Origin of the sequence: Kocuria salsicia (assembly GCF_007681555.1) — a bacterium.
Taxonomy (GTDB): domain Bacteria; phylum Actinomycetota; class Actinomycetes; order Actinomycetales; family Micrococcaceae; genus Kocuria; species Kocuria salsicia.
The window spans coordinates 1-219 of the sequence record NZ_VELE01000049.1; the positions used below are offsets into that span (position 1 = coordinate 1).

The 219-nt window shown below is 66.7% G+C and carries 1 pseudogene; it reads left to right on the forward strand.

Features of this window, described 5'->3' with window-relative positions:
• Positions 1 to 219: pseudogene (locus FS770_RS13865) on the forward strand (IS3-like element ISRhosp5 family transposase); the annotation flags it as partial.

A 219-nucleotide genomic window follows, 5' to 3' on the forward strand; every position in this document is an offset into this window, starting at 1 on the left:
AGCACGGCCTGGCCGGAATCCGGTTGCGCAAACGCGTGAGGACCACGATCCCGGACCAGTCCGACAGGCGGTTCCCCGACCTGATCGGCCGCGACTTCAGCATCGGCGCGCCGTGCTGCCGTTACGTCGGTGACATCACCTACCTGCCCCTCGAGAACGGCACGAACCTCTACTTCGCCTCCTGCATCGACCTGGGCTCCCGGAAGCTGACCGGATGGG